Source organism: Enemella dayhoffiae, assembly GCF_002250625.1.
GTDB classification, from domain to species: Bacteria; Actinomycetota; Actinomycetes; order Propionibacteriales; family Propionibacteriaceae; genus Enemella; species Enemella dayhoffiae.
This window is the reverse complement of the sequence record NZ_NMVQ01000007.1, coordinates 77327-94928: the sequence shown is the minus strand read 5'-3', so window position 1 is coordinate 94928 and position 17602 is coordinate 77327. Positions and strand designations below refer to the sequence as shown.

The 17602-nt window shown below is 69.1% G+C and carries 21 protein-coding genes and 2 tRNA genes; 12 read left to right on the top strand and 11 right to left on the bottom strand.

The genetic code is table 11. From position 1 onward, the window contains the following. The first annotated feature begins 15 nt into the window (after window positions 1–15). The 5 genes from CGZ93_RS06140 (at window position 16) to hglS (ending at window position 3347) form a co-directional block, all read left to right on the top strand. Window positions 16–813, top strand: a complete 798-nt coding sequence (locus CGZ93_RS06140; RefSeq protein WP_229117239.1) for an SUMF1/EgtB/PvdO family nonheme iron enzyme — start codon at window positions 16–18, stop codon at window positions 811–813. 105 nt (window positions 814–918) lie between these two features. Next, window positions 919–992 (top strand) — tRNA-Asp (locus CGZ93_RS06135). 67 nt (window positions 993–1059) lie between these two features. Continuing rightward, window positions 1060–1133 (top strand) — tRNA-Phe (locus CGZ93_RS06130). Between the two features lie 60 nt (window positions 1134–1193). Next, window positions 1194–1943, top strand: a complete 750-nt coding sequence (locus tag CGZ93_RS06125; RefSeq protein WP_094363270.1) for a fructosamine kinase family protein — start codon at window positions 1194–1196, stop codon at window positions 1941–1943. 3 nt (window positions 1944–1946) lie between these two features. Continuing rightward, on the top strand, window positions 1947–3347 hold the full coding sequence (hglS, locus tag CGZ93_RS06120) for a 2-oxoadipate dioxygenase/decarboxylase (RefSeq protein WP_229117238.1): 1401 nt from the start codon (window positions 1947–1949) through the stop codon (window positions 3345–3347). Window positions 3348–3414: 67 nt separating this feature from the next. On the opposite strand, the gene CGZ93_RS06115 is transcribed toward hglS, so the two are convergent. Then, window positions 3415–4695, bottom strand: coding sequence for an NAD(P)/FAD-dependent oxidoreductase (locus CGZ93_RS06115; protein ID WP_324252435.1), 1281 nt, complete (start codon window positions 4693–4695; stop codon window positions 3415–3417). A gap of 97 nt (window positions 4696–4792) precedes the next feature. Here CGZ93_RS06115 and CGZ93_RS06110 point away from each other — a divergent pair, with 97 nt between their 5' ends. Genes CGZ93_RS06110 through CGZ93_RS19335 form a run of 7 tightly spaced genes read left to right on the top strand, consistent with a single transcriptional unit; the run spans window position 4793 to window position 8325 of the window. Further along, complete coding sequence (locus CGZ93_RS06110; protein WP_094363268.1) at window positions 4793–5668, top strand: TIGR00366 family protein; 876 nt, start codon at window positions 4793–4795, stop codon at window positions 5666–5668. Between the two features lie 2 nt (window positions 5669–5670). Further along, complete coding sequence (locus tag CGZ93_RS06105) at window positions 5671–5994, top strand: hypothetical protein (protein WP_094363267.1); 324 nt, start codon at window positions 5671–5673, stop codon at window positions 5992–5994. A gap of 35 nt (window positions 5995–6029) precedes the next feature. Then, on the top strand, window positions 6030–6488 hold the full coding sequence (locus CGZ93_RS06100; RefSeq protein ID WP_141211101.1) for a WXG100-like domain-containing protein: 459 nt from the start codon (window positions 6030–6032) through the stop codon (window positions 6486–6488). Window position 6489: 1 nt separating this feature from the next. After that, window positions 6490–6750, top strand: coding sequence for a hypothetical protein (locus tag CGZ93_RS18310; RefSeq protein ID WP_141211100.1), 261 nt, complete (start codon window positions 6490–6492; stop codon window positions 6748–6750). Further along, window positions 6638–7117, top strand: coding sequence for a DNA/RNA non-specific endonuclease (locus CGZ93_RS06095; RefSeq protein WP_094363265.1), 480 nt, complete (start codon window positions 6638–6640; stop codon window positions 7115–7117). Before CGZ93_RS18310 ends, CGZ93_RS06095 begins: the two co-directional genes overlap by 113 nt. Before the next feature lie 20 nt (window positions 7118–7137). Continuing rightward, window positions 7138–7596 (top strand): hypothetical protein, encoded by a 459-nt coding sequence (locus tag CGZ93_RS06090; RefSeq protein ID WP_094363264.1) that lies wholly within the window; start codon window positions 7138–7140, stop codon window positions 7594–7596. A gap of 9 nt (window positions 7597–7605) precedes the next feature. Next, complete coding sequence (locus tag CGZ93_RS19335) at window positions 7606–8325, top strand: TIGR00366 family protein (RefSeq protein ID WP_229117237.1); 720 nt, start codon at window positions 7606–7608, stop codon at window positions 8323–8325. On the opposite strand, the gene CGZ93_RS06080 is transcribed toward CGZ93_RS19335, so the two are convergent. The 10 genes from CGZ93_RS06080 to CGZ93_RS19720 all read right to left on the bottom strand — a co-directional run bounded on the left by CGZ93_RS06080 (window position 8254) and on the right by CGZ93_RS19720 (window position 17550). Next, entirely contained in the window at window positions 8254–9291 is a 1038-nt protein-coding gene (locus CGZ93_RS06080) for an alpha/beta hydrolase (RefSeq protein ID WP_094363263.1), read from the bottom strand. The genes CGZ93_RS19335 and CGZ93_RS06080 overlap by 72 nt on opposite strands. Window positions 9292–9300: 9 nt before the next feature. Beyond that, window positions 9301–9519, bottom strand: coding sequence for a DUF3073 domain-containing protein (locus CGZ93_RS06075; RefSeq protein WP_094363262.1), 219 nt, complete (start codon window positions 9517–9519; stop codon window positions 9301–9303). A 106-nt stretch (window positions 9520–9625) separates the two neighbouring features. Then, complete coding sequence (purM, locus tag CGZ93_RS06070; protein WP_094363261.1) at window positions 9626–10726, bottom strand: phosphoribosylformylglycinamidine cyclo-ligase; 1101 nt, start codon at window positions 10724–10726, stop codon at window positions 9626–9628. Further along, window positions 10719–12212 carry an amidophosphoribosyltransferase gene (purF, locus tag CGZ93_RS06065; RefSeq protein WP_094363260.1) on the bottom strand — a complete coding sequence of 498 codons (1494 nt, stop codon included), beginning with the start codon at window positions 12210–12212 and terminating at the stop codon, window positions 10719–10721. The genes purM and purF overlap by 8 nt, the downstream gene beginning before the upstream one ends. A 10-nt stretch (window positions 12213–12222) precedes the next feature. Then, window positions 12223–13149 carry a glutaminase A gene (glsA, locus tag CGZ93_RS06060; protein WP_094363259.1) on the bottom strand — a complete coding sequence of 309 codons (927 nt, stop codon included), beginning with the start codon at window positions 13147–13149 and terminating at the stop codon, window positions 12223–12225. Window positions 13150–13169: 20 nt separating this feature from the next. Further along, a complete protein-coding gene (locus CGZ93_RS06055) occupies window positions 13170–13589 on the bottom strand; it encodes a DnaJ family domain-containing protein (RefSeq protein ID WP_094363258.1) in 420 nt (139 codons plus the stop codon). A 3-nt stretch (window positions 13590–13592) separates the two neighbouring features. Then, on the bottom strand, window positions 13593–14924 hold the full coding sequence (locus CGZ93_RS06050; protein WP_094363257.1) for a dipeptidase: 1332 nt from the start codon (window positions 14922–14924) through the stop codon (window positions 13593–13595). A gap of 10 nt (window positions 14925–14934) precedes the next feature. After that, the gene (locus CGZ93_RS18305; protein WP_141211099.1) at window positions 14935–15711 is read right to left on the bottom strand and encodes a hypothetical protein; all 777 of its coding nucleotides are present in this window, start codon (window positions 15709–15711) and stop codon (window positions 14935–14937) included. Window positions 15712–15898: 187 nt separating this feature from the next. Continuing rightward, window positions 15899–16849 (bottom strand): hypothetical protein, encoded by a 951-nt coding sequence (locus CGZ93_RS06040; protein WP_141211098.1) that lies wholly within the window; start codon window positions 16847–16849, stop codon window positions 15899–15901. A 164-nt stretch (window positions 16850–17013) separates the two neighbouring features. Beyond that, window positions 17014–17550 carry a hypothetical protein gene (locus tag CGZ93_RS19720; RefSeq protein ID WP_176451647.1) on the bottom strand — a complete coding sequence of 179 codons (537 nt, stop codon included), beginning with the start codon at window positions 17548–17550 and terminating at the stop codon, window positions 17014–17016. Between the last annotated feature and the right edge of the window lie 52 nt (window positions 17551–17602).

The following is a 17602-nucleotide window of genomic DNA, read 5'->3' as shown; positions in this document are numbered from 1 at the left end:
CTGGGCGAACACGGCGTGGAGCAGGCGACGATCCCCGCCGGGGTGTTCACGATGGGAGGTCGCCACGGCGACCAGAGCCCCGCCGACGGCGTCCGACCGGTCCACCCCGTTGAGTTGTCGCGCTGGCAGATCGACACCACCTGCGTGACCAACGCCGACTTCGCCCGATTCGTCGACGCGACCGGCTATCGCACCGAGGCCGAGCGGTTCGGATATTCGGCCGTCTTTCACCTTGCCGTCGCCGACCCGAAGGCAATCCTCGGACAACCGCCGACGACTGCCTGGTGGCTGGGGGTGCGGGAGGCCAGCTGGCCAGCCGGGTGGTCCGGGTCCGGCCTCGCGGGCCTGGAGGACCATCCGGTTGTGCACATCAGCCACACGGACGCGGAGGCCTATTGCGCCTGGGCCGCACGGCGGTTACCCACCGGGGCAGAATGGGAGTACGCCAGCCGCGGCGGTCTGCCGGATGCCCGATTCCCGTGGGGAGACGAGCTGCTCGACGCCGACGGCACCTGGCGATGCAACGTCTGGCAGGGCGACTTCCCGCGCGAGAACACGCTGGAGGACGGCTATCTCACCACCGCACCGGTGCGCTCCTATGAACCCAATGGCTTCGCCGGTGGCTGGCAGCCCGGAGTGACCTATGAGGTCGGGGCCAGCTCCGGCTCCCAGGGGTTCGTCTGGTCGCGCACCTTTACGGTGGGCCGATCCTCCGGCGGGTCCAAGGATTCCGCCACCTCGAAGGACACCTCGCCCTCGAAGGCACCGAAGGACACCGAGGCACCGCGCGGGCTACCGCACACGGGCGTCTGAGGCGGGTTGCGCCGGCCCGGAAACCGATTTGGTGAACCCCCAGATGGGTGCGCTATAGTTTCCGGGCTGGCGCAGGCCAGCGGTCCGGACCAGTTCCGGTTCCCAGGCCCCGTAGCGCAGTTGGTTAGCGCGCCGCCCTGTCACGGCGGAGGTCGCGGGTTCGAGTCCCGTCGGGGTCGCGGAAGCGGTGGTGCACCAGCATCGCCGCTTTTGCAGCAGATAAGGCCATTTCGGCCGTGTCTGTGCGGCCAGGTAGCTCAGTTGGTAGCAGCGTTCGCCTGAAAAGTGAAAGGTCGCCGGTTCGAACCCGGCCCTGGCCACGATCGAGAAGCCCGTCCCAGCAGGGGCGGGCTTCGGCGTCTTCGCGAACGGAGGAACCGATGGACTTCCGCAAGCAGAACCCGCACGCCCCCAGCGGGTTCTTCGCCGTCGAGGCAGCCGGTCTGCGCTGGCTGGCCGCCGCGGGCGGGGCGCGCGTGGTGGGCGTACGCCGGGTCGACGAACGGTCGATCACCCTCGATCGGTTGCGGTCGGTCTCCCCCACCGCCGAGGCGGCCGAGGAGTTCGGCCGGGCTTTGGCCCACACCCACGCGGCCGGCGCATCGGGTTGGGGTGCTCCGCCACCGGGCGCGAACGAGACCGGTTTCATCGGACCGCTGCCGCAGCGCAACCGGGTCGAGGAGCGTTGGGGGCAGTTCTTTGCTGAGCACCGGGTGCGCCCGTTCGCCGAACAGGCGTACGCCGCCGGCAGCCTCGACGACTCGGGCCGGGACGCGGTCGAGCGGGTGTGCGAGCGCCTGAGCGCCGGCGATTTCGACGACGTCTCCCACCCGGCGCGCATCCATGGCGACCTCTGGTCGGGCAACGTGATCCCGACCGCCGACGGTTGGACGCTGATCGACCCGGCCGCCCATGGCGGGCACCCGGTGACCGACCTGGCGATGCTGGCGCTGTTCGGGAATCCTTACCTGGACAGGACGTTTTCGGCGTACGCCGAGGCGGCAACGTTGCCCGACGGATGGCGGGAGCGGATCGAATTGCACAAGTTGCACCCGCTGCTGGTGCATGCGGTGCTCTTCGGGGGCGGGTACGCCGACCGCGCGGTCCGGATGGCGCGGGCGTACGGTTGAGTGGTGGAAATCGTTGCACAGTGGCAGCTGCGGGCGAGGCTGGCCTCCTCCCTGTCCTCGCTCTATGGGCGTGAGGTGCCGGCGTACCGCACGCTGGTGCAGGTCGCCGAAGCGGTCAATCACCGGGTGCTGGGGCGTGACGGTTCGGCCGCCGAGCGGCTCGGTTCGATGGAGCGGGTGACCGCGGAGCGGCACGGTGCGATCCGCGTCGGCACCCCGCGCGAGCTGTCCCAGGTGGCCAGGATCTTCGCTGCCGTGGGGATGTATCCGACCGGGTTCTATGACCTGCGCGACGCCGCCCCCAACCCGATCCCGGTGGTGTCGACGGCTTTCCGGCCGCTGCGGCGCGAGGAGCTGGCCCGCAACCCGTTTCGGATGTTCACCTCGCTGCTGATCACCGACGACCGCCGCTTCTTCGACGCCGAAACCCAGCAGCGGTTGGACGATTTCCTGTCCAGACGAGAAATCTTTGCCCCCGAACTGCTGCGGCTCGCCGACCGATCGATCGCCGGCGACGGTCTCAACGCCGCCGACGCGGACCGCTTCGTCGCCCTGGCCACCGCCACCTTCGCGCTGTCCGACGAGCCGGTCGATCGGGCCTGGTACGCCCACCTCGAACGGATCTCTGGAGTGGCGGCCGACATCGGTGGGGTCGACTCGACCCACCTGAACCACCTCACCCCGCGGGTACTGGACATCGACGACCTGTACGCCTCCATGCAGGCGGCCGGAATCACCATGATCGAAGAGATTCAGGGGCCTCCCGCCTGGCCCGGCCCCGACGTGCTGCTGCGCCAGACCAGCTTTCGCGCGCTGGCCGAACCACGCCGCTTCCGCGAGGCGGACGGACGCCAGGTCGACGGTGAGCTGCGGGTCCGCTTCGGCGAGGTCGAGGCCCGCGGGGTGGCGCTCACGCCGACCGGGCGACGGCGCTATGACGCCATGCTCGGCGAGGTCGCCCGCCGCGTCGCCGAGACGCACGCTTCACGCGCCGAGGTCGCCGCCGCCGTGTGGCACGAACAACTCCCCGACACCGACGCCGAGCTGGCCGCCCAGGGCCTGGCCTACTACACCGCGGCGCTCAGCCCTAGCCCGCCCGCGGGCGAACCGCCGAGCGACCTCGCCACCCTGGTGCGGCAGGGATGGCTCGATCTGGAACCCGTTGTCTACGAGGATTTCCTGCCGCAGTCGGCCGCTGGAATCTTCGCCTCCAACCTGACCGGGGCCGGCGAGCTGGACGCGTCCGGGGCCGGCTCACCGCGCGACGAGGGGTGGCTCGCCGAGGTGGTCGGCGGCACTCTGCACGACCCGCACGACGGGTACGCCGCCCAGCGCGACGCCGCCCTCGACCGGGTGGCGCGGGAGCTGAACCTGCCGGCCATCACGCTTCCCGACGGCGCCTGAGCGACAGCGGCCCTTCGACTCGCTCGTTCCTTGCTTGCTCAGGGAACGGATCGTCGCGGCGTACGCCTCAGGAGCCGTGCTTCCGCGGGCCGGGCAGTTCCCCGGTCTCGGAGTCGGCCAGGTCACCGACGATCGCGTTCGCGTTGCGCGGATAGAGCAGGTAACGGAAGCCCAGGTTGATCATCGCCTGGATCCGGTTGCGGCCACCCAGCAGGAAGGACAGGTGCAGCGCCACCCACATGCTCCAGGCGGTGAAGCCGGTGAACTTGGTGCCGTTGGGCAACTCCACCACCGCGGCGCTGCGACCGATCGTGGCCATCGTCCCCTTGTCCTTGTAGCGGAACGATTCCATCGGCTGGCCGTGATCGAGTGCCTTGATGTTGCGCGCCACCAGCTTCCCCATCTGGATCGCAGGCTGGGCCAGCTGCGGAGACGGGTCGTCCTCGACGACGGCTGCGTCACCGACCGCGAACACCTTCTCCTGGTCGCGGACCCGCAGATCGGGATCGACGATGATCCGTCCACCCCGGCCCTGTGGTATCCCCCACTGCTTGACCAATTCGTGCCCGCCGATACCGGCGGCCCAGATGACCAGGTCGGCCCGCTCCACCTGGCCGTCCTTGAACTCCACCTCGTGTTCGCGTACTTCGGCGATCGCGGTGTCCAGGCGTACGTCGACGCCGCGCTCGCGCAGCTGGCGCAGCGTGTAGCGGCGCAGCGATTCGTCGAACGGCGCGAGCACGTGTGGCGCCATCTCGACCAGCATCACCCGCACCTGCGTCGGGTTGATCTCGGGATAGGCGACGGGCAGTCCCTGCATCCGCATCTCCGCCAGGGTGCCGGCCATCTCCACCCCGGTCGCACCTCCGCCGACCACGACCACCGACAGTTCCTGGTTGGGCGCGGCGACGGTCAACCCCTCGAGCAGGCCGAACAGCAGGTCACGCACCTCGAGCGCCTCACCGCGGGTGTAGATCGACCGGGCATACCGATCGGCCCCGGGAATGCCGAAGAAGTTCGCCCCCACCCCCTGGGCCAGCACCAGATAGTCATAGTCGACGGGCTCGCCGACATCGGTCATCACCCGCTGCTGCTCGGTGTCGATCCCGGTCACGTTGGCGCGGCGGAAACGTACCCGGCCGCGCTTTTCCGCGGCCAGGGCGCGCAGCGAGTAGGTGACGTCACCGGGGTTCAACCCACCGGTCGCCACCTGATAGAGCAGCGGCTGGAAGGTCGTGTAGGGGTGCCGGTCGATCAGGGTGACTCTGGCACCGGCGGCGACCAGGTCATTGGTGGCATGCAGGCCGGCAAAACCGGCTCCGACGATGACGACATTGGGAGCACTCACCTGTCCATTGTGACGTCCGCGGACACTGACCGTGTACGCGCCCCCTCGAGGTTGGTTATCGTGCCCGAGAGCCGGCCCGCAACGATGAGGAGCAGCCATGTCCAGTCAGGTCACCGAGGAGACCGAGCCCGACAACGAGGGGATGATGGCCCGCACCGCGCAGGCGCTGGCCCGCTTCACCGAGAAATGGTTCCCCGACGCGTTCGTGTTCGCCGCCTTCGGCACCGTGCTCGTGGCGATCCTCGCCCTGGCCAACGGAGGCAGCCCGGTCCAACTGGTGTCCACCTTCGGCGACGGGTTCTGGGACCTGGCGGCGTTCACCCTGCAGATGGCGATGGTGGTCCTCACCGGTTATGTGGTGGCCACCTCGCCGCCGGTGATCAAGATCATCGAGGCGTTGGCGCGGATGCCGAAGGGCCCCCGTTCGGCCGTGGCGTTCGTCGCACTGATCGCCCTGCTGGTGTCGCTGCTCAACTGGGGCCTGTCCCTGATCACCGGTGGCCTGCTCGCCCGGGCGGTCGCCCGGCGTACCGATCTCAAGGTGGACTACCGCGCCCTCGGCGCCGCCGCGCTGATGGGGTTGGGCGCGGTCTGGGCACTGGGGTTGTCCTCCTCGGCGGCCCAGCTGCAGGCCACCCCCAAATCCATCCCGCCGGCGGTGCTGAAGATCACCGGCGTGCTCGACTTCGGCAAGACGATCTTCACCTGGCAGTCGATGCTGTCCGCCCTGATCCTGATCGTCATCACCGTCGCCATCGCCTATTTCTCCGCGCCCCGCGGCAACGCGGTACGCACCGCCGAGGCGATGGGCGTCGACGTCACCGACGAGGTGGAGGAGCCGGAGCCGCGGACCCGGCCGGCGGAGTGGTTCGAGTACAACCCGATCCTTTCCATCGGCGTCGCCGTCCTCACCGCCGGCTGGGTGGTCTACCAGTTCGCAACCAAACCTCAAGAATGCCAAGGAGATGGGTAAACATGGCTGACCAACTGCAGTATGACTTCACCAGTCTCGACGGTTCGAGCAAGCGGATGGAGGCGGCCGCCCAGGACCTGGCCACCAAGACCAGTTCGCTGATGGGCGAGGTGTCCGATGCCACTGTGCTCGGCACCAACGACACCTTGGGCTCGATCGCCTCGATGCTGTACAGCCTGGCCGTGCAAGCCGTGCAGGAGTCGGTGGACCCAGTTCAGGAGGAGTACGGCGTCCAGGGCGGCAAGATCGCCAACGCCAGGGCGGCCTTCGCCGCCGCCGAAGAAGGCTTCGCCGAGGCCGGCGACAAGATGGTGGGTGACGAGTAATGGCTGTCATGTTGCCCCCAGAGGCGTCCAAGCTGTTGAACGAGCTCGGTTTCGAGTGGCCAGAGGGAAATGAGGACAAGGTCTTCAACTATGGCAACCGGTGGATGGCTTACGGCGGCGAGATGGGTGGGGTGGTCACCACCGCCACCGATGGCGCCAACACCGCGCTGACCAACAACCAGGGTGACGCCATGGAGGCGTTCCAGAAGTCGTTCACCAAGACCGAGGGCGTTGACGACGTCGCCAAGCAACTGCAGTTCGGGTCGAACCTGGTGGGGGGCTGCCTGTTCGTGATCGGCGTGGCCATCATCGCCTTGAAGATCGCCTTCGTGGTCAACCTGGTCATCACCGTGATCCAGATCGCCATGGCTATCGCCGCCGCGATTCCCACGGCGGGTGCCTCGCTGGGCTGGATTCCAGTGGCGAGGCTGTTGTGCAAGCTGGCCCTGGACATGGCGATCAACTTCGCCATCAGCAAGTTGCTGGGGGGCTGAGGTGCCAAAGGTCGCCACGCCCCTGAAGGGCTTGTTCAAGAACATGGTGGGTGACTACTTGCGGGTGGTGGCCAAGGAGGGCGGTCAGGCGGCTGGTCGCGAGGGCGGTCAGGCTGCTGGACGAGAGGCGAGCCAGGCTGCGGTGAAGGCTGCCGACGCCCCGCTGCCCAAGGCCAAGCGCAGCCGCTCGACCGAGACCGGGCTGGGCCCCCAACCAGCACTACAGCGGCGGCAAGACCGGCAAGGGCAAGCCGCGCTATGAGTACGTCACCGACGACAAGGGCCGCATTCGCGGTGCCTATGGCGACCTGAAGCTCAAGCCCGAGGGCCAGAAGCGCGGCAGCCACAACTCCAAACCAGCCGGCAAAGTCACCGGAGATGACGCTGGCCACCTGTTCGCTGACCGCTTCGACGGCGCTGGCGGGTTGGACGACATCGTCGCCCAGGCCCGTGATCTCAACCAGGGCGCCTGGAAAAACATGGAACAGGACTGGGCCGACGCGTTGAACTCCGGCAAGAAGGTCGAGGTGTTCACCGAGGTGCACTACGGTGGCGGCAGCAGACCAACCGGCTTCACTGTCACCTACGAGATTGATGGCCGACGCGTCATCCAAACTTTCGATCAGTAGCCAACGACCAGGAGGTCACGTTGAACCAGGATGCAACCGACGCCGTCAAGACCGCCTACGAGGCCTACACCCAACACGCCCTGCAGACTGCGGTCAACTACATCGAGGGTGACCCAGCCGTGGACACGATCTGGATCTACACCCTGATCAACCACGGCGCCCTGGAAACCACGGCCTTCTTCCGCTTCAACGGCAAGTTCGTGGACGCCTACGACCTCGCCGAGGCCGACGCCAACCGGGACTACGACCCCCACCAACTGGTCAGCGACCTGGCCCGCGACGAACATCGCGCCCTGGGCAAGGCACTGAAACTGCTGCCGCAGCCCCCCGAGCGCATCATCACCACCTACAACCCACAGTCTGGCGAAGTCAAGGGCGACTGGGACTATGAGGGCGTCATCCTTGACGAGGACGACACCCCGGGGCGGGCCCGCGACCGCTGGATCACGTCCATGGGCGGCACTCCGCTCCTCACCTAGGCTGGGTTCATGGCCCACGCCCAGATGTTCGACGAGGACGACCCCACACTGGCTCGCCTGGAAGAGCTGTGCCTGGGCTTTCCCGACGCCAAGATGAAAGTCAGCCACGGCCGTCCGGCGTTCTACACCACCAACGTGTTCGCCTACTACGGCGGCTCGATCAAGGTGGACGGCAGCTACGTCCAGCACGGTCAGTCGCTGGTGTTCCTGCCATCACCCGACGAGGCCGAGGCCTTGGCCCAGGACGAGCGGATCTATCGCCCGGCCTACTTGGGCGCCTACGGTTGGCTGGGCCTGGACCTGGGCCCCGACCCCGACTGGGACGAGGTCGGCGGGCACACCGTCTCGGACCGGCTGGCCACCATCTTCACCTCCTTCGGCGGTGGCGGCGGGTTCGCCGTGGTGCTGGCCATCTACACCGCGATCCTGGGCCTGCTCGTCCCCTCCGGTGGCGGCAAGTGGCTGGTCGAGGCGCCCTATGTGATGCATGCCGCCAACGACCTGCAGTACAACCTGGGCTGGACGGTGCAGATCTACAACATGGCCGAGGCGCTGCCCAACCTGATCAACCCGTTCTTCATGCTGCCGCTGCTTGCGATCCTCAAGGTGCGCGCCCGCGACCTGGTCGGGTTCACCTTCCTGCAGTTCATCTTCCACCTACCGGTGGTGCTGCTCCTGGTCTGGCTGCTCGGGATGACGTTCAGTTACCAGCCCCCGATCATCCCCTGACGCCTCGGGACCGTACGCCCGCAGCCAGCGTTCCAGCTCGCTGAACACCGTGGCGCGGACCGGTTCGGCCGACAGCACCAGGTCGTGCATCCCGTCGACAATGCGGACCACGGTCACGGTGTGGCCGAGCCGGGTCGCCTTGGCGGCGATCTGCTCCACATCGAGCACGATGTCGGCCCGGGTCAGCTCGTCCGACCAGCGCCGGGAGAAGTCCGAGCGGGTGGAGCACAGCACCAGCACCGGGCAGTCGATCTCGAGTCCGGTGGCGATCCGGGCGTGACCCCGCAGCACCGCCCGCAGCCAGCCGACTCGGATCGGCGCGGCCGGGGTGGACTTCAGCGTCAGGTCGTAGTCCCACTCACCCCCTTCGCTGGTGTGCAGCGCCCGCTTGTAGAACCCGGAGTCGGGCAGCTTCAGCACCGCGGTCGGCAGCTGCTGGCCCAATCCCTTGACCAACGGCGCGCCGAGGGTGCGCACCAACGGGGAACCCTGGAGGTCGAGCCAGGGCGAGTTCAGCACCACCGCCGCCAACCGGCCGGGTCGGTGGGCGGCGTACAGGGACGCGACCAGGCCGCCGGTGGAGTGCCCCATCAGGATGACCTGATCATGGTCTTCCATGATCAGATCCAGGCTGCGGTCGATCTCCTCGGCATAGTCGCCGAGCTGCGTGGTGAACCCCAGATATTGCCCGTCGACCCAGGAGCGGCCGTAGCGGCGCAGGTCGAGCGCGTGGAAGGCAAACCCCAACTCGGCCCAGGCGTCGGCCAGGTGCCGTTGGAAGAAGTAGTCGTTCCACCCGTGCAGATAGAGCACCGCACGCCGCCCGCTCGGGCGCTCGCCTGGGCGTACCAGGACGGCACGTAGGGACCCCTCGGGTTCTCCGGGCGCCACTTCGGCGTCGGGAAGGGGAAGCACCAACTGCTCGAAACCGTCGAGCAGGTCAGCCTGCCAGGCAGAGGCGGTCACGCGGCGGGACTAACCGGACTTGCGCAGGCCCTCATAGCCGTCGTCATCATCCCCGTACTGTTCCGCCAGGTCGGCGTACGCCTCGGGGATTTCCTGGTGATCAGTGTGGTCCTCGGGTGAATCGCCCCGCAGTTCACGCTCCAGCGAGGTGAAATCCGTGTCAACCGACCGGTACTTCAACTCGCGAGCGACCTTGGTCTGCTTCGCCTTTGCACGGCCGCGCCCCATTGGGTCGACCCCCTCGCATGTCCGTCGCGGTCTTGCCGCGGCACTGTCAGATAAATGTCGTGGGGACAGATTACCCAACGAACCGGTCCGGACCAAGACGAGTCCGTCAGCGCGCCGGATGTTCTCCGACGAGCCTCACCTCGGCCGGAGCGGCGCCCGCGGACGGCCCCTCGGCGCGCCCGGCAACCCACGCCGGAACGCCCCGCTCGGCGAGCAGTTCGAGCGCCCGGTCCGCCTCGTTCTCGCTGACCAGGGCCACCATGCCGACCCCCATGTTGAGCGTGTTCTCGACATCGTCGGCGCTCAGGCCGCCGACCTCCCGGACCAGGCCGAAGATCGGCGCCGGCTGCCAGGTCGCCCGGTCGATCGTCACCGAGATCCCGGCGGGCAGCACCCGGGCCAGGTTGTTGGCCAGGCCGCCACCGGTGATGTGACTCATCGCATGCACCTCGACCGCCTCGATCAGCGCCAGGCAGTCCTTGGCGTACACCCGCGTCGGGACGAGCAGGGTCTCACCCAGCGCCCCGCCGAGCTCGGGCACCTCGCGATCCAGCGCCCAGCCGGCCTGCTCGAGCAGCACGTGCCGGACCAGGGAATAGCCGTTGGAATGCAGCCCCGAGGACGCCATCGCGATCGCCACATCGCCCGGGCGGACCCGATCGGCGCCGAGGATCGCGTCCTTCTCGACCACCCCGGTGGTGGCGCCGGCGACGTCGTATTCGTCGGCGTGCAGCAGCCCCGGATGCTCCGCGGTCTCCCCGCCGAGCAGGGCACAGCCGGCCTGCTCACAACCCGCGGCGATCCCGGCGACAATGGCGGCGATCCGCTCGGGCACCAGCCGGCCGCAGGCGATGTAGTCGGTGACGAACAGCGGCTCGGCCCCGCACACCACCAGGTCGTCGACCAGCATCCCGATCAGGTCGATGCCGATCGTGTGGTGCCGGTCCATCGCCTGGGCGATCGCCACCTTGGTGCCGACCCCGTCGGTGGAGGTGGCGAGCACCGGGTGCCGATACCCGGCCAGCGCGCTGGCGTCGAAGAATCCGGCGAAACCACCGAGCCCGCCGAGCACCTCGGGACGATGCGTACGCGCGACCGACGCCTTCATCAAGGAGACGGCGCGTTCCCCCGCCTCGATGTCGACGCCGGCGCGGGCGTACGCCCCCTTCGACGGGTCGGCTGAGCCTGTCGAAGCCTGTTCAGTCATCGGTGTCCTCGTCGTCATAGTCCAGCTCGTCCAGGGTGGGCTGCAGGTTCTCCCGGTAGGCCGAGGGGACGGGCACCGGATAGATCCCGTCGAAACAGGCCCGACACAGGTGGTCCGCCGGCTGATGGGTGGTCTGGATCAACCCCGGCAGCGAGATGAACCCGAGCGAGTCGGCACCGATCGCGGTGCACATCTCCTCCACGCTCATCCCTGGGGCGAGCAGCTCGGCGCGGGTGGCGAAGTCGATGCCATAGAAGCAGGGCCACTGCACCGGCGGCGCGGAGATCCGCACGTGCACCTCCTTGGCCCCGGCCTGGCGCAGCATGGCGACCACCTGGCGCTGGGTGTTGCCGCGCACGATGGTGTCGTCGACCACCACCAGCCGGCGCCCCGCCACCACGTCGCGCAGCGGGTTCAGCTTCAGCCGGATGCCGAGTTGGCGGATGGTCTGGCTGGGCTGGATGAACGTACGCCCCACGTAGGCATTGCGGACCAGGCCCTGCCCGTAGGGGATGCCGGACTCGTCGGCGTACCCGATCGCGGCGGGGGTGCCGGACTCGGGGGTCGGGATGACCAGATCGGCCTCGGCCGGGTGCTCCTGGGCGAGCAGCTTGCCGATCTTCACCCGCACGTTGTGCACCCGACGCCCCTCCAGCAGGGTGTCCGGCCGGGAGAGGTAGACGTATTCGAAGAGGCAGTGCTTCGGCCGTGCCGCGGCGAAGCGGACGCTGCGCAGCCCGTTCTCGTCGATCATGATCATCTCGCCCGGCTCGACATCGCGGACGAAGGTGGCGCCGACGATGTCCAGGGCGGCGGTCTCGGAGGCGACCACCCATCCGCGCTCCAACCGACCCAGCGCCAGCGGCCGGATCCCCTGCGAGTCGCGCGCGGCATAGAGGGCGTGCTCGTCCATCCAGACCAGGCAGAACGCCCCCTTCAGCCGGGGCAGCACCTCGAGGGCGGCCTGCTCAAGGCTGCGGTCGCCGAAGGTGCCGAGCAGCGCGGTGACGATCGAGGTGTCGTTGGTGGAGTCCATCCGCTCCTTGTGCGGCACCGGCTCGCTGGAGCGCTCGGCCAGCCAGGACTCCAGCTCGTCGGTGTTGGTCAGGTTGCCGTTGTGGCCCAGTGCCAGGCCCCCGTTGGCGGTGGAGCGGAAGGTCGGCTGGGCGTTGTGCCAGACGCTGGCGCCGGTGGTCGAATAGCGCGCGTGGCCGATGGCGAGGTGTCCGTTGAGGGAGTTGAGGGTGCCTTCGTCGAACACCTGGGAGACCAGGCCCATGTCCTTGAACACCATGATCTGCCGGCCGTTGCTGACCGCGATTCCGGCGGACTCCTGGCCGCGGTGCTGCAGGGCATAGAGACCGTAGTAGGTGAGCTTGGCCACCTCTTCCCCGGGGGCCCAGACGCCGAATACCCCGCAGGCGTCCTGCGGGCCGCGGTCGGCTGGGTCCAGTTCGTGGGTCAACCTGCCGTCTGCGCGAAGCACGCGGGCCAGCCTAGCGCAGCACGTGCAGCCCGAGATCCTCACTCATCCGCTCGAACGCGAGGATTCCGCGCACCGAGTTGCCGTGCTGATCGAGCCGCGGTGAATGGACCGCGATCCCGCAGCGGCCGGGGACCACGCCGATGATCCCGCCGCCGATCCCACTCTTGGCCGGGAGCCCGACCGTGCTCACCCAGTCGCCGGCCGAGTCGTACATGCCGCAGGTGAGCATCACCCCGAGCACGTGCCGGACGTGCTCCTCGGCCAAGCAGCGGTCCTCGGTGCCGGGCACCACGCCGCGGTTGGCCAGAGTGGCGCCCATCCGGGCGTACTCGATGGTGCTGGCCTCGATCGCGCACTGTCGGGTATAGCCGGTGACCACGCCGTGCGGTTCGTCCGGCAGCTCGCTGACCGTCTTGAGCATGTGCGCGATGGCCAGGTTGCGGTGCGCGTCTTCCATCTCCTGGCTGAAGCAGTCCTCGTTGACGGCGAGGTCGCGGCCGGCCATCCGCGAGAGCAACGCCAGGATCCGGTCGACCCGGTGCTCGGCGTCGGGGCCGGTGACCAGCGAGTGGGCGGTGATGGCTCCGGCGTTGATCATCGCGTTGGCGGGCCGGTTGGAACCCGGGTCAAGTGCGATCCGGTTGAACGCCTCACCGGAGGGCTCGACGTCGATATACCGGTTGACCTCCGCCAGGCCGAGGCACTCGATCGCCAGGGCGTATACGAACGCCTTGGACATCGACTGGATCGGGAACGCGAACTCGGCGTCCCCGCTCGCGGTCACGTTGCCATCGGTGTCGACGACCGCGATCGCGAATCGCGACAGGTCGGCGTTGGCGTGCACCGGCAGCGGGTTGGGCTCACCGTCGTCCTGGTCGCGGAGATCGTCGATCAGCTGGTCGAGATATCCCTGCAGGTCACGATCTGGCGAATTCATCCACCCGAGACTAACCGCACCTAACCAGCGGCCGCTGACCGACGCCGCCTCCACTCGGCGATCACCTGGTCCACATTCAGCCGACTCACCACGATCATCGGCCCCTCGCCGCGGCGCAGCCAGGACTCCTTGATCCGCTCGTTGAGGTCGACCACGATGGCTCGGGCGCGTTCCTCGGTCGGCACGTCGGCCAACGTGCGTTGGATTTCCTCGCGTTCGCGGCGTAGGGCGAGCGACTCGGGCAGCGGGGGTTTCAACCCTTCGCGTTCCAGCTTCTGCTTGATCCACCAGTTCTCGTCGCGGTCGCCAAGGTTGGGGATCGGCTTGCCCATCCCGGGCAGGTTGTCGAACTCCCCGCGCTCGATGGCCTCCCGGACCTGTCGGTCGATCCAGGACTCGAACCGCACCTGGGGTCGGCGCGGGCGCGGCTCGTCAGACACGGCTCAGCCCTGCCCCAGCCGCTGCAGGAACAGCGCCTCGGCCCGACACGCCTTGGCGAAGTCGCCGAGGTGCAGCGACTCGTCGGTCGAGTGCATCCGTGAGGTCGGGTCAACCACGGCGCTGGCCAGGATCATCGCGTTCGGGTGGTGCTGCTGGAAGGCACTGGCGAGCGGGATCGATCCGCCCATCCCCATCTCGACCACCTCGACCCCCCACGCTTCGGCGTACGCCCGACGTGCGGTCTCGGCGTACGGCCCGGTGAGGGGCATCTCGCAGGGTGCCCCACGCTCACCGGGGGTGATCTCGACGTGGGCGCCCCAGGGAGCGTGCTGGCGCAGGTGGTCGGCCACCAGCTGCTGGGCCCGGGCCGGGTCGTCACCTGGGGCGATCCGGATGCTGAGCTTGGCCCGGGCAGACGGGATCAGCGTGTTCGAGGCACGGTGCACCGGCGTGGCGTCGATGCCGATCACGGTGATCGAGGGCTTGGTCCACATCCGCTGCACGGCCGAGCCGTCGCCGATGAACTCGACCCCCTCCAGCACGGCCGTCTCCTGCCGCAGTCGCTCCAGCGGATAGTCGAGGCCGGGCGCCTCGGTGGCGACAAGTCCTTGCACCGCAACATTTCCGGCGTCGTCGTGCAGGCTGGCCAGGGTCCGGGTGAGCGCCATCAGCGCATCGGGCACCACGCCGCCATACTGTCCGGAGTGCAGTCCGTGGTCGAGGGTGGACACCTCGACGGTCAGGTCGGTCATCCCGCGCAGCCGGGTGGTGAACGCGGGCTGCCCGACGTCCCAGTTGCCGGAGTCGGCGATCACGAACACCTCGCAGGCCAGTTTGTCGCCGTGTTCGGCCAAGAACTCTGCCAGGCTTGGCGAACCGATCTCCTCCTCCCCCTCCACGAAGACGGTCACCCCGACCGGCGGCCTGCCGTCGAAGGCGCGCAGCGCGGCCAGGTGTACGCCGAACCCGCCCTTGTCGTCGGCCGCACCGCGGGCGTACAACCGCCCGTCGCGTTCGGTGGCCGTGAACGGGTCGCCCTGCCACTGGCTGACGTCGCCGACCGGCTGGACGTCGTGGTGGGCGTACAGGGTGACCGTCGGTTTTCCTGCCGGGGCAGGGAACGTGCCGATCACCGCCGGCCTTCCGCCGCCGGAGCTGACGATCTCCACCTCGGCCCCGAGCTCGCGCAGTCGTTCGGCGACGAAATCGGCGCTGCGGCACACGTCTGCCTCGTGGGCCGGATCGGCGCTGATTGACGGGATCGCGACCAGGCGTTCCAGGTCGTGCCGGACAGAGGGAAGGACGCGGTCCACCGCGGCGAGCAGGTGGGTCATGCTCGCCACTCTAGCCAGCCAGGGGATGCGAGCGGCCCACCCCGGAATCGGGGCCGGGCCGCCCGTGGGGCCAGGTCAGGCTCAGCTGGTGATCGAGCTGAACGGCTTGTGCCAGACGGTGGTGTCGCCCTCGGTGATCATGACCATCTGGGTGTTGCTGGGCCAGCCGCCAGCCGGGGCGTTGACGGTGTCCACGAGAGTGCCATCCGGACCCACAGTGGCGACACCGGCCTCGGTCGGGGGCTCGCCCGTGTTGGCGGTGGCGTGGCTGACCGAGACCTGGGGCGCCCGGGCGCAGGCCCTTGGCGACCACCTGGACCGGCTCGCTCCGGTTGCCCGGTGCGGTCAGCCGCCCCTCGGAGCCGATCTCCGGGCTCACGATGGCCACTCGGAAGTCCACCTGCCACAGCATCTTGCCACCAGGGGTCTGCAAGCTGAGCGCTGTCGTGTCCGGCCAGCCGGCCGCCGGGGCGGGGATGGTGTGGATCACGCTGCCGTCGCTGCGGACGGTGGCGGTGCCGGCGTCCACGGCCTCGTCGGTATTGGCGGCGCCGTGGGCCAGCTTGACCTGCGTGTTGGGGGTGAGCCCATACCCATAGACGGTGACCGCTTCGTGCGGTGACCGCGGGGTGGTGAGGCTGACGGTGGGCGCCTGCCGGGCGGTGGTCGCCTTCACCGTGGCCGGGCCGGGCGCCGGGCTCGGCGCGGCCATCGCCAGCGGGGTGGCGAGTCCGGTACCGACGATCGCGCTGGTCAGAACGGCTGCAACAGTTGTTCGGGTAGGCATCTTTCGGACCTCTCAGTCGGGTTCGCCGTGGTGGCCTTCACCAATGGAGACGAGCCCGATGGCCGAAAGGTTGGGTGAACGACGGATCTTTCTGGATGCTCCGCCCATGGACGCCTCGATCGCGTACCCCGCCCACGTTGCGGGAGCGTCTGGCCAGCGCCCAGCGGCGCTGGCCAGAGTCGCTCGCTCACCAACCGGTCTTCGCCAGTCCTCCGCTGTGATCGGCGCCGCCGGTCTTCCCGGGAGCCCCGCCCCCGCTCTGGCTTTCGGTGCGCCTCTGCTGCGGTCCAACGAACCGATGGGAGCTGACCTGACCGTTGGCGCTGAAGGTGAAGCTGTACGCCTGGCCCGGCAGCCATCCCTCGGTCGGTGCGGGGATCCGTCCGCTGACCGTGCCGTCGGCTCCGGCACGCAGCTCGTAGTGGTAGCCGGCCTCCACGCCAGCCCGCTCGATCCCGCCGTCGACGTCGATGAAGTCGCCGGGGCGCAGGCCGGTCACCTTGAACGGCACGTCGGCATGACTCGTCTGGGGTGCCGACAGCGAAACCTGGAACCGGGTCGCCGACGGTGACGAGGTGGCGCCGCCGTTCGCCCCACCGTAGTTCGGGAACCTGACCGTCCCTCGAACCACCTGTCCCGAGTCGAGCCCGTTCACCTCATAGGTTGCCAGGGCGCCGGACGGCCATCGCCTGTTCGGCGGCCGGACGATCAGTGTGGCGTTACCTCGGCGATCAGCCGTGGCGCTCGCTCCCGAACCGTCACCGCCGATGACCACCCACACGTCCAGCGATTCCCCGATAGGGGCGCCGGACACCCCGATCACCAGTTGGTTCTCGGCCAAGGTCGGCGGATTGGCCACCGCCCCCATCCGCGTGGCTGCCGGGCCGGCGCTGGGGGTGCTGCCCGCCGTGGTCGACGTGGCGGTGGGTCGCTGAGTGGGGCTCGCGGACGCCGGCGTTCCCTTGCTGGGTGCGGATGTCGGCGTCGCCGACGTGGTGGCGACCGCGGGGGTGGGCGTTCCCGGAGCGGACGGGGACGGGGTCGGGGCGGCGATGGCGGTGCCGAGTCCGACGACGAGGACGGCGGTGGCGGAACAGGCGAGGACGGACAGTCGGGTGAGGTGGGCGCAGGCGGACATGGTCGCTCCTTCACGGAGTCGCAGAGGCAGGTGGGATGACCGCTTTCCCTTGACTGGTTGGGATCGCGGTCACCCTGAACGAGTCCGCCCCAGCGACGCCGGTTCCGCCGAAAGGTCACGACTTGGTGTCGAACCCGGAAGGCACACCCCATCGGGTGCAGCCGTTAGCCGCCCGTGCCGGGCGTCAGCGACGGCCGGGCGGTGCCCGGTTTCGGCCCACCACCGGGGCGTGCGCTGCCGGTCGCCGTCGGCTGGGTCGGCCTGGGTTCGGCCGTCGGCGTCGGGGGTCGCGGCGTCAGGGTGACGGACGCGGTCGGGGTCGGCGTGGGGGTCGGGGTGGCACTGGGGGTGCGGGTGGCAGTCGTCCGTCGCCCGGGCGCTGGCGCGGGCGGGCCGGCGGACGGTGTTGGGGTGGGGGTCGCCGTGGGGTCCGGCGACGGGATCGGCGATGGGGTCGGCCCGGGCTCGGGCTGGATGACCGCCGGCGTGGGCGTACCCGCGGGCTCCACGATCCGGGTCGAGGTGTGCGCCAGCACATAGCCGCCACTGCCCACGACCGCGCCCACCACCACGGCAGCCACCGCAACCATCAACGGCCAGCTGCGCCGGGCGGGTTCTGCGAGGCGCTGCTGCTCGATGATTCGGGCGAGCATCTCCTCGGCGTCGGGAAGGTCCCGCTCACGCAACGGATCAGGCCCCATCTGCGCTCACCTCCCGGGTCTCGTTCCTGCCACTGGCACCCGGAAAGAGTCC